General features: G+C 58.7%; 19 protein-coding genes. 12 read left to right on the forward strand and 7 right to left on the reverse strand.

Going from position 1 to position 12,535, the window contains the following annotated elements; translation table 11 throughout:
- Positions 1 to 42 precede the first annotated feature (42 nt).
- Positions 43 to 777: a twin-arginine translocation signal domain-containing protein gene (locus C5B91_RS20520; RefSeq protein ID WP_115819524.1), complete on the reverse strand. Its 735-nt coding sequence runs from the start codon at positions 775 to 777 to the stop codon at positions 43 to 45.
- 185 nt (positions 778 to 962) lie between these two features.
- Here C5B91_RS20520 and C5B91_RS20525 point away from each other — a divergent pair, with 185 nt between their 5' ends.
- Entirely contained in the window at positions 963 to 1,457 is a 495-nt protein-coding gene (locus C5B91_RS20525; protein ID WP_233547770.1) for a hypothetical protein, read from the forward strand.
- 85 nt (positions 1,458 to 1,542) lie between these two features.
- Here C5B91_RS20525 and C5B91_RS20530 read toward each other — a convergent pair whose 3' ends face one another.
- Complete coding sequence (locus tag C5B91_RS20530) at positions 1,543 to 2,166, reverse strand: plastocyanin/azurin family copper-binding protein (RefSeq protein ID WP_115819526.1); 624 nt, start codon at positions 2,164 to 2,166, stop codon at positions 1,543 to 1,545.
- Between the two features lie 116 nt (positions 2,167 to 2,282).
- Here C5B91_RS20530 and C5B91_RS20535 point away from each other — a divergent pair, with 116 nt between their 5' ends.
- From C5B91_RS20535 to C5B91_RS20545, 3 genes are read left to right on the forward strand one after another with little or no spacing between them, the layout of a single operon-like run.
- Positions 2,283 to 2,633, forward strand: coding sequence for a helix-turn-helix domain-containing protein (locus C5B91_RS20535; RefSeq protein WP_058365363.1), 351 nt, complete (start codon positions 2,283 to 2,285; stop codon positions 2,631 to 2,633).
- A 2-nt stretch (positions 2,634 to 2,635) separates the two neighbouring features.
- Positions 2,636 to 2,923, forward strand: a complete 288-nt coding sequence (locus C5B91_RS20540; protein WP_115819527.1) for a hypothetical protein — start codon at positions 2,636 to 2,638, stop codon at positions 2,921 to 2,923.
- Between the two features lie 3 nt (positions 2,924 to 2,926).
- The gene (locus C5B91_RS20545; protein WP_115819528.1) at positions 2,927 to 3,202 is read left to right on the forward strand and encodes a hypothetical protein; all 276 of its coding nucleotides are present in this window, start codon (positions 2,927 to 2,929) and stop codon (positions 3,200 to 3,202) included.
- A gap of 12 nt (positions 3,203 to 3,214) precedes the next feature.
- Here the strand turns inward: C5B91_RS20545 and C5B91_RS20550 are convergent, their stop codons facing one another.
- The 4 genes from C5B91_RS20550 to C5B91_RS20565 all read right to left on the reverse strand — a co-directional run bounded on the left by C5B91_RS20550 (position 3,215) and on the right by C5B91_RS20565 (position 5,715).
- The gene (locus C5B91_RS20550) at positions 3,215 to 4,114 is read right to left on the reverse strand and encodes a universal stress protein (protein WP_115819529.1); all 900 of its coding nucleotides are present in this window, start codon (positions 4,112 to 4,114) and stop codon (positions 3,215 to 3,217) included.
- Positions 4,115 to 4,138: 24 nt separating this feature from the next.
- On the reverse strand, positions 4,139 to 4,672 hold the full coding sequence (locus C5B91_RS20555) for an SRPBCC family protein (protein WP_115819530.1): 534 nt from the start codon (positions 4,670 to 4,672) through the stop codon (positions 4,139 to 4,141).
- A gap of 34 nt (positions 4,673 to 4,706) precedes the next feature.
- On the reverse strand, positions 4,707 to 5,006 hold the full coding sequence (locus tag C5B91_RS22780; protein WP_233514216.1) for a hypothetical protein: 300 nt from the start codon (positions 5,004 to 5,006) through the stop codon (positions 4,707 to 4,709).
- A gap of 136 nt (positions 5,007 to 5,142) precedes the next feature.
- Positions 5,143 to 5,715, reverse strand: coding sequence for a DoxX family protein (locus C5B91_RS20565; RefSeq protein ID WP_103428182.1), 573 nt, complete (start codon positions 5,713 to 5,715; stop codon positions 5,143 to 5,145).
- Between the two features lie 382 nt (positions 5,716 to 6,097).
- Between C5B91_RS20565 and C5B91_RS20570 the strand changes: the two genes are divergently transcribed.
- The 8 genes from C5B91_RS20570 to C5B91_RS20605 all read left to right on the forward strand — a co-directional run bounded on the left by C5B91_RS20570 (position 6,098) and on the right by C5B91_RS20605 (position 11,627).
- The gene (locus C5B91_RS20570) at positions 6,098 to 7,501 is read left to right on the forward strand and encodes a permease (protein WP_115819531.1); all 1,404 of its coding nucleotides are present in this window, start codon (positions 6,098 to 6,100) and stop codon (positions 7,499 to 7,501) included.
- Between the two features lie 132 nt (positions 7,502 to 7,633).
- On the forward strand, positions 7,634 to 8,227 hold the full coding sequence (locus tag C5B91_RS20575) for a MarR family transcriptional regulator (protein WP_115819532.1): 594 nt from the start codon (positions 7,634 to 7,636) through the stop codon (positions 8,225 to 8,227).
- Between the two features lie 179 nt (positions 8,228 to 8,406).
- On the forward strand, positions 8,407 to 8,703 hold the full coding sequence (locus C5B91_RS20580) for a hypothetical protein (protein WP_115819533.1): 297 nt from the start codon (positions 8,407 to 8,409) through the stop codon (positions 8,701 to 8,703).
- A 60-nt stretch (positions 8,704 to 8,763) separates the two neighbouring features.
- The gene (locus C5B91_RS20585; protein WP_115819534.1) at positions 8,764 to 9,126 is read left to right on the forward strand and encodes an SHOCT domain-containing protein; all 363 of its coding nucleotides are present in this window, start codon (positions 8,764 to 8,766) and stop codon (positions 9,124 to 9,126) included.
- Positions 9,127 to 9,650: 524 nt separating this feature from the next.
- A complete protein-coding gene (locus C5B91_RS20590; protein ID WP_115819535.1) occupies positions 9,651 to 10,070 on the forward strand; it encodes a DUF302 domain-containing protein in 420 nt (139 codons plus the stop codon).
- A 2-nt stretch (positions 10,071 to 10,072) separates the two neighbouring features.
- Positions 10,073 to 10,426: an SHOCT domain-containing protein gene (locus C5B91_RS20595; protein WP_115819536.1), complete on the forward strand. Its 354-nt coding sequence runs from the start codon at positions 10,073 to 10,075 to the stop codon at positions 10,424 to 10,426.
- Between the two features lie 123 nt (positions 10,427 to 10,549).
- Positions 10,550 to 10,858, forward strand: coding sequence for a thioredoxin family protein (locus C5B91_RS20600; protein ID WP_115819537.1), 309 nt, complete (start codon positions 10,550 to 10,552; stop codon positions 10,856 to 10,858).
- Between the two features lie 19 nt (positions 10,859 to 10,877).
- Positions 10,878 to 11,627 carry a plastocyanin/azurin family copper-binding protein gene (locus C5B91_RS20605; protein WP_115819538.1) on the forward strand — a complete coding sequence of 250 codons (750 nt, stop codon included), beginning with the start codon at positions 10,878 to 10,880 and terminating at the stop codon, positions 11,625 to 11,627.
- Between the two features lie 78 nt (positions 11,628 to 11,705).
- On the opposite strand, the gene C5B91_RS20610 is transcribed toward C5B91_RS20605, so the two are convergent.
- Positions 11,706 to 12,458, reverse strand: a complete 753-nt coding sequence (locus C5B91_RS20610) for an ABC transporter permease (RefSeq protein WP_115819799.1) — start codon at positions 12,456 to 12,458, stop codon at positions 11,706 to 11,708.
- Positions 12,459 to 12,535: the final 77 nt, after the last annotated feature.

The following is a 12,535-nucleotide window of genomic DNA, read 5'->3' on the forward strand; positions in this document are numbered from 1 at the left end:
CTTGAATTGTCTCCTCCTTGGACGGGGTGACGATGTGGAAGGTTACAAAATACGATCGAGTGCATCCCCGATCGACGCGACTTCAACGACTCGAATCCCCTGAACCGTCACGTCTGACGGTGTGTCGTCAGAAACGATCAGTTCCGTCGCTCCCAATGCTCGTGCTGCACGGGCCTTCGCTCCGATTTTACCGACAGGAAGCAACACTCCTTCGTCGTTCACAACGCCGGTTATCAGCTTCGTTCGTGGAGGGGACTGTCTCCGGAGGCTAGCGACTAGTGCGACCGTGAGGCCCGCTTCCCAGCTTTTCCCGCCGAGTGCGAGTACCTCTGAGTCGGGAGGATCGAACGTGACTCGTATCGACGTTCCCGCGAGCGAACGGCCAGTGAGACGCGTCGCCGTCTCCGTCGCCTCCCGGAGTGCGAGCTGTAAATCGTGACGGACCTCAACGTCGCCCACATCGACAAACAACTCACCATCACCCTCCGAAAACGCAAACTTGACCGGGAGTATGAGGCCCTCGCCAGACGAATCGACTGCTGGAAGATAATACTGTACCATGGCGGGAAGCGTCGCCCCACCGGCAAGCGTCGCCAGCGATTGAAACCCCTCGTCGGAGCGTGTGAGACCGAGAACTGCTCCAGCACCTCCGACACCACCGGTGGCGAGTCCGACAAGGAATCCGCGCCGTGACAGAATCTCGTCTTCGATCCGACCAATGACATCGCTTTCCGAATCGGAAGGGAGCTGGGTCGCGGTGGAGTCATCGGAAGCCATGATACTGTACTATGGGCCTATCGAACGTCGTGGTATTGACTAACAGTCACACAGTAATAAAGCCTCTTCGAGGAACAATGTCCCCCCAGAACGGGTACGCCTATGCCGATTGCTCCCCGAGTATCAGAATACGCCTCTCGTGAAATATGACGTATCGATATCGGTCACTCCTTGGCATTACAGTCGTGAGTGCTATCGTGACCGGTGTCGGCGTCTGGCTCGCCTATCTGCTCGAACTCGCTCTGCTTCAGGCGACGACGAACATGACGTGGCCACTACTGGTTGGGCTCATCGAGGAAGCACTCGTTCGCTTCCTCCCACTGATTCTCACGTTCTACGGCTGGAGTTACTGGCGGGGACGACTCCTCTCGAAAACCGAGGGATTGCTTGCTACCGTGACGTCCGGATTCACTGTCGCTGGACTCGAAGTACTGCTCAAACTCGAGTACTTGGCGCAGCTAGAGGCAACGGTCCGGTTCGATTCGCTATTCCTACCGCTGGTGTTCGTACATATCCCGTTTGCGCTGCTCGCCGGGCGGTTCGTGTACGCGCTCGGAGAACGGATTCACGGAAACGAACCGATTGGAATCCCGTCGCTCTCTCGGCGAACCGTGGCGCTGCTCGTCCTCGGCTATCTCGGCCTCGCACTTGCACACGTCGGCTACAATATACTCGCCTAGTCGTACAAACAGAAACACGAGGAGGATTTAGGGGACGAAAATCGCGTGTCAGCTACCGATCACTCATCGACGGAACGACGCGTGTTCACTCGTGGTCGTCGCCGAGAGCTGTGCTGACCATCCCGTTCAGTTCTTCGAGCTTCTCGCGAACGCGCTCGGGCTTGTCAGCCGGCGGGTCTTCCAAGGCGACCTGCTCGTGGGGATCCGGTTCGCCGACGATGACGCTCCCAATCATGCCGAGGCTCTCGTGGGGCGTACAGTAGTAGTGGTAGACGCCCTCGGTCTCGAACGTGTGTTCGAACGTTGCGCCCTGTTCGTTATAGAGACCACTGTCCCAGGCCGCCGCTCCATCGGGGACGAGCTGGGGCTGGTCATTGTCGGAGTGGTACGCGGTCGTCGAGTGGCTCCCGCTCTCGTTGTGCCAGGTCACGGTCCCACCGACGTTCACCCGCACGACGTGTGGCTCGAAGTGGTAGCCCCCGTCCTCGGTAATCATACTCACTTCGGCCGCATCGGACGGTGCCCCGACCGCTTCGTCGTGGCCATCCTCCTCGTCGCTGTGGCCGGACTCCGTGCCGCTGTCGTCGTGGCCACTTTCGGTCGGCGTTCCGCCGTCGTTGTTCTGCGTTCCAGTGCATCCGGCAAGCCCAACGACTGCCGCACCGCCAGTCAGCTGAAGCATCCGTCGACGCGTGGGTGAGTCGGTCATGGCATCGGTCACCTTACACGTAATCCTACACACTCGGAGGATATAGACCGGCAAGCAGATTTGCTGGGTCAGCAAATCGGCGTTTCTTTATATACTCTTTACCAACAACACGGACTGTGAGTGAAGAGCGGGACATCTCGGGGATCCTCGAAATCCTGGAAGACGACTACGCACGCGCGATCCTCGAGGCGACTCGCCGAAAACAGATGTCTGCTAAGGAACTCAGCGAAGAGTGTGACATGTCAGTCTCGACAGTTTCCAGACGGGTCAATACGTTGCTAGAGTACGACCTGCTCATCGAGCGAACACACGTTGATCCCGACGGTCACCACTACAGCGAATACGAAGCCCAGCTCGACCGTGTTGAGGTACAGCTCCTCGAATCGGGATTCGACGTCCGTATCGAACTTCGGGAAGACGCCGCCGACCGCTTTACGCGTATCTGGGACACAATGAGGAACGAATAACCATGCACCCCGGACTCATCGTCGCAAAGCTCGTTACAATGGTTCTGGGATTCCTGATCGCATATCAGGCCTATCGAGGATATCGGCGTAGTAACAGCCAATCGATGCTGTACCTTGCGGTTGGTTTCGCCATCATCAGCTTCGGCGCGATCGTCGAAGGAATCTTGTTCGACGTGGTTGGCCTGACCTTACATAATGCGGGAACGGTGGCAACAACCATCGTCGCGATTGGTATGCTCACGATCCTCTACGCTCTATACGGACGTGACCCGCAGAAACTGGAGGACTGACTAATGGTGGATACGACAACAGCCGTTCTCGTGGCCGTCCGCCTGGCTGTCCTTGCCCTCGGTATTCTGATCACGTACTACAGTTTCGAGGCGTATCGACGAACAGGGACGTACTATATGAGAAACGCTGCAGTTGGCTTTGGAATTATTACCCTCGGTGTGTTCATCGAAGGAGTACTGTTCGAGTTCGGGGGGCTTGATCTCGCCCTTGTCCACATCATCGAATCGGTCGCCATCGGTCTCGGATTCGTGGTTCTTCTCATCTCGCTTCGCCGGTAGCTCGAGCCACGGCTATACTCCTCGAATGGTCAATACTGGCTCGTCCGAGTTCCGAAGAACCCGTTCGGTCACACTTCCGATGATCCGTCGTGAAAGGCTGGACCGTCCGTGTGTTCCCATCACGACGAGGTCGATTCCGTGTTGATCGCAGTAATCTCCGATTGCCTGATGAGGAACACCGTGGGTGATCTCAGCAGCGACTGAAACACCGTCGGCAGTTGCCCGGGACTGGACATCTTCGAGGACAGTCTCTCCGTTTTGCTCCAGTACTTGCTGCAGTTCGTCCCACGTCCATCCCGGACGAGACGCGTAGGCACCTCTATCCACAACGTAGAGGGCATGAAGTGTCGCATCGTACGTCCGAGCCAAATCAAGAGCGTGCGTGACTGCCTCTCGTGCGGGCTTACTCCCGTCAGTCGGGACGAGAATAGTCTCAAAGCCTCCCCGCATTCCGGGTTCTGATAGCGCCTGTTTTGCTTTGACACTGAGCACGGGGATATCGACAGTACGGACGAGTCGGGTCGTTACACTGCCGAGCAGGACTCGGTCGAGACCGGTGTGTCCTCGGGTTCCCATACAGACGAGGTCGATCCCGGTATCGGTGATGTAGGAACGAATTTCACGCGCTGGAATGCCACGGCGAACCTCAGTTACTGCGTCGAGACCATGTTCTGCAGCTCGAGTTTCGATCTGCTTGGTGGCGGCATCGCCAGCCTCATACCACGTGTCTGGGAGTGTCTCCAGGTCGGTTTCCAGCGCAGTCAGTTCCAGCTTTCGCTCGATGGGCGAACTGTCGACGACGTGGAGCGCGTGGACAGTTGCGTCGTATCGGCGAGCGAGCTCAAGTCCGTATTGGATTGCGGGCTCGACGTTATCGCTGCCATCAGTCGGAATGAGGATGTCGGTATACATGGTTGGATGAGTGCGTTGATGTTGCTACGGACTCTCGTCCGTCGGTTTTGGGGGCTTATGGGCTGTCGACTCGATGCATTCCTTGAAGAAGACGAGCTCCTTGTTGGTGTGGTCGTAGAGCTTGGCCTTCCCGTCAAGAACGGTGGTAAAGAGCCGCTTTAGCAACCGGCCCCGGCGGTTATTCGGGAAGTCCATCCAGACGACGTGTGACATCCGGGTTCCATCCTCAGTCTCTTCGAGCCGAATCGTACCACCTTCGGGGATTCGAACGGTGACAAGTCCACGAAGGAGTGGATAGTACGCTGTCCCAGTCCAGACCGCCACGTGTGGATGATCGATGTACTGAAATCGGCCGTGCAGGTCGGCGTACATCCCAGCGACTTCTTCGGCCTGGTGGAACGTCGCACCCTCTTGTGGGCGATTATCGGGGGTGTCGTATTCGAGTCCGTAGTGTTCCTCGGGGTTCGACGCCGTCCAGTGGACGGGGTCAGTTACGTAGTCCCAGATCTCCTCGGGCGATGCGTCGATGACGATTTCGGCTTTGTCGGTGACGTACATGGTTGTCTCTCTACGCTCTCATTCTTTTCTTCGCTCACCGTGCGAGCGCGTTGTACAACCACGCGAAGGCGTACACGAGAACGAAGCTAATGACAGCTGCCTCGACCATGCCCGCCACCGTCCCGACGACGGTCGGCTCGAAGAACAGGTGCCACTGTTCCATCATCGCTACCGCACCCTCGTACACTCCGACAGCACCGAAGACACCGAGCAGTAGCATCACGGCTGCTGCGACGATCGCTCCGGATGCCCCGAGTGCAATCGCGTTCAGTTCTCGGACTGCATCCTCAGCTTGGTCAGTACGGTTTGCGGTGTTGCTGGTAGTCGTGCTCATATCTAGTGATACGTCGGCATGATTCAATGCAATTGTCGTTACGATTCGAAAGCGAACGCCCGTCGAAGGGGATCACCGACGTTTCGTCGACATACGAAAACGGTACAGGAGGACGTTTTCGAGGCTTCCTTTCGAATCACCCGAGCAAGTACCGGAGCCACGGATTGGACTGCACGATCTCAAGGTCTTCGAGATAGGCATCCAGCCCGAGAATCCGCCCAGCGCCGAACGCACCCAGCCCGAACAGGAGGACGGCGTACACGATGTGGTCGTCGACGACCCACCCGTGGGCGACAGGAAGCCCTGCCAGAAGCCCGCCGGTCAGCGACGCGAGCCAGTAGAACAGCATCATCACCGCACCCCAGAAGGCGCTCCAACGGACGAACGCACCCAAAATAAGTGCGAGTCCGGTCAACGTGAGCCCCCACATATTGAGCTGGTCGATGAGTGGATTCCCAGCCATACTCCCCCAGAACCCCATCAGCGGATTACCTTCCGGGACGGCGTTCATCAGGAAGCCAGCGGCAGTCCAGTTGTTCTCCGGGTTGGCGTCCAGATACGTGACGAGCTTCGTGACGCCGCCTTGGAAGAGCGTCCACCCCATCACGATACGCAGGAGGAACAGTGAGTATCCGACCCAGTGCTCGGAGTAGTCGAACGTGACGGGGCGGCCCCAGATTTCCGTTTCGAGGGTTTCTGTCGTTGCCATAGTGCAGCTAGAATGATTCATTCATAATTTATTACAATTGTGCTTATTAAGGGGCGGATATCAGGGCGAGAAATCTTCGAATCGAAACCGACCAATGAGTATGGCCATCACTCCCGATTGCTGGTCTGCTCAATCTGATGGGTATGTATTCCCGTATGCACGCTCGCTCTGAGTAACCCGGAGTTCGTGGGGGCAGCGGTTTCAGACAGTATTAGACCCGAACAGTGAACCGCATACGCTCCCCTCGCAGTCGTTTGTCCCCGTGCGATGCGGCGAACCCAGACGAAGCCAGCTCAGGATTCAGATTCAATGAGTAAGTGACACCCCCTGTTTTCGATTTGTAAGGGCAATCGACAAAGATGATGCCTGCGATGGTGTACATATGCAGGCCGCGCTCGTCGAGGGGGTTCTCGAATCGCTGCGGATCGGTATCGGGTTTCTCTGGACAGCTGCGTGGGCGATTATTATGGGGCTCGTCATCACGAGCCTCGTGCAGGTCTACGTCTCGAAGGAACGGATGGCCAACGTTCTCGGAGAAGGGAACCTGAGTGGACTCACAAAGGCAACAGTGTTCGGCGCCGCGAGTAGTGGCTGTAGCTTCGGCGCGGTCGCTATCGGCAAGGGGCTGTTCAAGAAGGGAGCGCATACGGTGAACTTCCTCGCGTTCATGTTCGCGTCGACGAACCTCATCGTGGAGTTGGGTCTGATGATTCTGATTCTCCTCGGGTGGGAGTTCCTCGTCGCAGAACTCCTCGGTGGCGTCATCCTCATCGCGGTGATGGCGCTTCTCGTCCATCTGACGCTCCCCGAGAATCTCTTCGATCAAGTTCGCCAGGAACTGAACCAGCGAGACGACGAGGGGGGAATCACCGAGGATCCGACCTGCGGGATGGAAGGGAAAGACAAGTACTCACTTACGACCGATGGGGGCGAGACGCTGAAGTTCTGCTCGAAGGGTTGTATGGAGACCTACGAGCAAGAGGCTGCCAGTAGTGGCGGGTGGCGCGACGAACTCCTCTCGTGGGGTGGGTGGTACAAGATCGGGAATCAGTACCGCAAGGAGTGGTCGATGATCTGGAAGGACATCATCGCCGGCTTTCTGATTTCGGGGTTCGTCATCGTGTTCGTGCCACAGTGGGTGTGGAACTCGCTCTTCCTGCAGGGTGAGGGATTGCTCGTCAGCGCCGAGAACGCGATTATGGGTGTCACAATCGCCGTGCTCAGCTTCGTCGGGAGTATGGGGAACGTCCCGTTCGCCGTCGCGCTGTGGGGCGGTGGCGTCAGCTTCGCCGGCATCATCGCCTTCGTCTACGCCGACCTCATCACGATTCCCGTCCTGAACGTCTATCGGAAATACTACGGCTGGAAGGTGATGCTGTACATTCTCGGTGTGTTCTTCGTGACGATGGCCTTCACGGGCTTTCTCATGGAAGAACTATTCAACGCCCTCGGCATCGTTCCGAATCTCGCCGGTGGGCAGACCGCGTCCGAACAGACGTACTTCGAACTCAACTACACGTTCTATCTCAACATCATCGCGTTCGTGCTCTCCGGGTTCCTTCTCTACGTCTATCGTCGAGGATTGGGTGCTCCCGGCCAATACCGGGACCCCGTCTGTGGGATGCGGACCGACGATAGCGGGCCGAGTCTCACCCACGACGACGAGACGTACTACTTCTGCTCGAAGCGATGCAAGCGGTCGTTCGAGAAGCACCCATCCGAATTCGCACAGCAACACCCACAGGCCTCTGGAACGGGGACGTCCCAGGGTCATGAACACCACTGACCGTCATGTCTCGATACATCGTTCCGAAATCAAGCAGCCCCGAGACTAGCCTCGGTCAATCACAACTGGTACAGCGAAGTCTCACCAACTCTCGGGCATGAACGAGTATCACGCTAGATCGAGGTGGGAGGGATGAATCGACGGCGAGCCGATACGGTGGTCGGTTTCCTCGTCGCTGCCGTTCTCATCATCGGCGGTGCGCTCAGCTGGGATGCGTACCAGCAACGGCAAGCATTCGAGGAGATGGGATCGATGATGGGAATGTCGATGGGGGCGGTTCACGGAACGAATCCGTTCTGGTACGTCCTCGGAACCCTCCTCGTCTCGGCTGTTATCGGTGGGGGGTATCTCGTGGTTCGGAACGACCTCACCGGCACAGATGCACCCGACCACTCACAGGACGAGCTGTCGAGTTCGACCGCTCGCGAGAGCGCCGAATCACCAGAGGGGGCAGTGCAGCCGAATAGAGCTATCAATCCAGAGTCCCAGCCACAGGATCGCGTGTTAGACCTCCTACCGGAAGACGAACGCCGCATCCTCGAGCCGGTGCTCTCCTCGCCCGGCATCACGCAGATCGAACTGCGGGATCGCTCCAATTTCTCGAAGAGCAAGGTGAGCCAGACGGTCAGTGCCCTGGAAAAGCGTGGGTTGCTGCATCGCGAGCGACAAGGACGGACGTATCGGATCTACCCGAGCGACGATCTGCATCAGAATCAGGAGCATTGACCACCGGTACAGCGTCCGAGGAGGTAGCCGAGTACCGACGAATTCGGCACGGATGAACGGTTCTATCCCTGAAAAACGATTAGAACGCTCTATACACGTTCTCGAACGTTCTCCTGCGTGGATTCACACCCATGTCGATAACTCCCGAGGGGTCCTACGAGTAACCGAGGAGAAAGACAATGACCAACTTCAAACTCGGCGGCTGGCTGCTCGTGGCGCTCGCGATCGTCGGACTCGCGTTCGTCGCGCCCGTGGTCAGCGCACACGGCACCGACACGACCGCAGACGATGCGCCCACTGACAATGCTACCGCCGATGACTGGGCGGCCTGGATGGAGGCGCAGATGACCGAGCACATGGGCCCTGGTAGCGTCGAGTGGATGGAATCGCACATGGGTGTGACCGTCGACGAGATGGCCCAGGACATGGCTGACGACGACTACAACGGCGGGACGTACGGACAGGGCCACTGCTGACGGCCCTGACCGTTTCGACCGCTTCGACCGAATACCGAAACTCACCACCAATTCACAATCATGACGAAACCTACCACTCACCTCGGACGCACTGCTCGTCGACTCACGATCCTCGCTGTCCCGCTGCTGGTCGCAGCGACTGGAACAGCTGCTGCCCACGGTAGTGGAAGCTACGGCGGCGGTATGATGGGCGGCGGCTGGGGCGGTATGGGCGGACTTGGCGGCTTCGGGATGCTCGGGGGCGGGATGTTCCTCTGGCCGCTGCTCCTGATCGGACTCATCCTGCTCTTCGTGTACGGAACTAACCGCGAGGAACCGGCCTCTGGGCCGGATACTGCACTCGACGAACTCCGTGAGCGCTACGCGCGGGGTGAACTCTCGGACGAGGAGTTCGAGTCCCGACGACGCTCGCTCACACAGTGAGTACACCCCCTCACGTGCTTTTCCGTGTCTTCCACGTGGATTCGTATCGCCGGCGTGCATTCTCGGGAGGACAGGACAACGAGAGGGTGCCGTTAAACGATGGAGCGATTTGCTGGGTCAGCAAACGGACTTGGCCGGTTATGTCTCCAGCAGCCGTCCAAAGTATTGTGGAGAAAAGGAATGGACATACAAAATATGGGACACAGGATTGAGCTACCCCGACAACAACGATCTCTCTGAATCCGTCAGGAACGGCTCGAGCGATCTGAACAGAACTCAACGTGCGTCGATTCCGGTCACGGACTGGCTCGAAACGCGCGTCACGACAAAACCGACCACCACCACAATGAACGACTCGCAACACAGAGCCCGAATCGACTCACGAAAACAGCGCAGACAGGCTACCGAACGCCGACGACTCCGTGCATTCACCACCTCAGATGCGTCAGGCGGCGCTGGATTGACCGAAAAAGAAGCAACGAAGCTCATCACGAGCTCGAAAATCAAAGACACCCAATAGACCGATGACGTATACCATTACCACAACGATTGATGCACCGTTCGACGATGTCGTAACCGCAGTCACGACCGCACTAGAGGACGAAGGATTCGGACTCCTGTGTGACATCAACGTCAAGACGACCCTGAAGGAAAAGCTCGATGTCGACGTCGACCAATACCGGATTCTCGGGGCGTGTAACCCTCCACTCGCCCACGAGGGGCTCGCCGAAGAGCCAGAATTGGGGGCCCTGCTCCCGTGTAACGTCATCGTCTACGAGACAGATGACGGTGACGTCGTCGTGAGTGCCGTCGATCCCCAGCAACTGGTCGGCATCACGGAGAATCCAGACCTCGACGAGATCGCGGTCGACGTGCACGGACGATTCGAGCGCGTCATCGCGACGGTCTCAGACGAGTTGGGAACGGTGCCGGAGGAAGAGTAACAATGTCCTCGTCCAATCAACTCGACACCACGACTATCGTGCTCCTGATCCTCGGGGCGATCATCGTCCTCCCCATGCTCACGATGGGGATGGGGTTCGGTGGCATGATGGGCTACGGCGGGATGATGGGCTACGGCGGGACCACCAGCGGCTGGTGGCCACTCGTCGGGATGCTCGTCCAGCTGGTCTTCCTCCTCCTCCTGCTCGGTGGAGGATATCTCGTCTTCCGTCGCGTGACGGCATCGCAGTCGTCGCGGAATCCTGCAATGGAGGAGCTGCGTATGGCATACGCTCGTGGTGATCTCACCGAGGAAGAGTTCGAGGCGCGTCAGAACAAGCTCGAACGCTCGGAGTGACGGTCCGACCACCAACCTCCGGCGTTTCTCACGTCCGCCTCCTTGGAATCCGAAATCTGTGATCCTCACAGCTTTCGGATGTGAATAGAAATGTGCTAAAAGCACAAGACCATACTAGCTACTATGACGGAAGTTATCCTGTTCACGCAGGAGACCTGTGGAGCGTGCGCAACGCAGCGAGAGAAAAACGAGGGCATCGAAGATGCGTATCCGGATGTCGAGTTCCGAGAGGTTGACATCCAGACCGATCTGGAGACGGCCGAGGAGTACGGTGTCCGAAAGACGCCAACGACGCTCGTGTATGCGAACGGGGAGCGGACTGACGAGTTCATCGGCATCGTCGACCGGGACGAACTGGACGCTGCCATCGAGAGCGCCGGCCAGCAATCGCCCGGACTCGCGAACCGGCTCGCCAGCATCATCCGTGGATAACAGCAGCCAACCAGCTACAATGACAGACTACAGTAGACGCCAGTTCCTAGGAGCGCTCGGTGCCAGCACAGTCACGAGTGCGGGATTCACCCAACCAGTCGCCGCACAGGAGACGCCCGTCGTGAAGATGGGCAACAACTACTTCGACCCGATCGGACTCCACGTCGAACCCGGCACGACCGTCCGCTTCGAGATCGCAGCCGGAGCCCACTCGGCGACGGCCTATCCGGACCGCGTTCCCGCCGACGGCACCGCCTTCGACAGCGGGACCATCTCGCAGGGGAGCTTCGAGCACACATTCGAGGCGCCCGGCACGTACGACTATTACTGTATCCCGCACAAGACAGTCGGCATGGTCGGTCGTATCGTCGTCGGTAGCCCTGGCGGTCCAGCTGAAGACAGCCCGATCCCGGACGGCGAGGTCCCCGACAGCGAGACGATAGTCCAGAACGGCGCCGTCGCCGTCGGCTCGGACGTCGAGGGCAGCGGAAGTACCGATGGCGGCATGATGGGTCCCGGCGGCGGCATGATGGGCGGATCGAGGGGCGGGTGGGGCGGCGTCCCCTTCATCGGCGGGGCACTCGGAATGCTGGGACTGATCGGTGGACTCCTCTACTGGGCACTGGGTCGAGGTGACGCTCCTTCCCGGAGTGATACGTCCGCGATGGAAACCCTCCAACGCCGTTACGCACGAGGCGAGATCGACGAAGAAGAGTTCCAGCAGCGTCGTGAACGGTTGGACGACAGGCAAGACGACCGATATCTGTGAGGTGAGTCAACAAACCCCTTCGGGGAGACGTCTGTAAATTCGTCTGTCTACGGAGGTCGCCCTCTTTCGATTGTGTCGTCACGTCGCTCGAGTTCCTCGGTAGTACACCCAAATAGCGAGGAGTCCGACGAATAGGAGGTAGCCGAATCCCCAGCCGAGCGACATAGCAGTATCAAGGTCCGTCGTGAGTCCGGTATCGACCATCACCCGGACAGGATGATACCCGGGGAAGAGTTTCATCCACCACTCGGGCTCCGACTGGACGAACAGCGGGTCCTGGAAGAGCCCGATATCGATCATCGGGAGAATCAACATGATCCACAGGCCGGCCAGACGGTTGAAGACGGCGCCGACGAGCATCCCAATAAGTCCGTAGGTAACTGAAAGGACAACCATTGCGGCGACGAACCCCCACAGCTGTTCGGGCTGGAAGTCAACGAGCATCACGCCGACGGAGACGCCGACAACGACAAGCGTGATCACGGCGAGGACGCCGAACCGTGCGGTGATAACCTCGCGGGCGCGATAGCCGACGACCGCGAGGCGGCCGTCCGTATCTCTCGCCTCGCGCATCAGGAACAGGCCGGCCAGGCCAGCGATAAACGAGCTCGTGATCGGTGTCATGATCACGCCGTGGACCTCGGGCATCCCTCGCATCACGGTCGTCGTCTCGCCGTCGACGAGCGTCCGGACTGGCATTTGGACGTCCTGGGTGACCGCGAAGGCGAGCGTGATGAACGACACTGGGAGGATCACCAAGAGCGCCACGAGGACGTAGTTGCGGGCGTGTTCCCGGAGCCCGATACCGAACGCCGTGGCCGTTCGATTCACGCTGACCACCCCCCAGACGTGCGCATCGTCGCACCGAATACGGCAGTCACGAGGACGAGCAACACGAGAACGTATCC

Source organism: Haloferax sp. Atlit-10N, assembly GCF_003586325.1.
Classification (GTDB): Archaea; Halobacteriota; Halobacteria; order Halobacteriales; family Haloferacaceae; genus Haloferax; species Haloferax prahovense.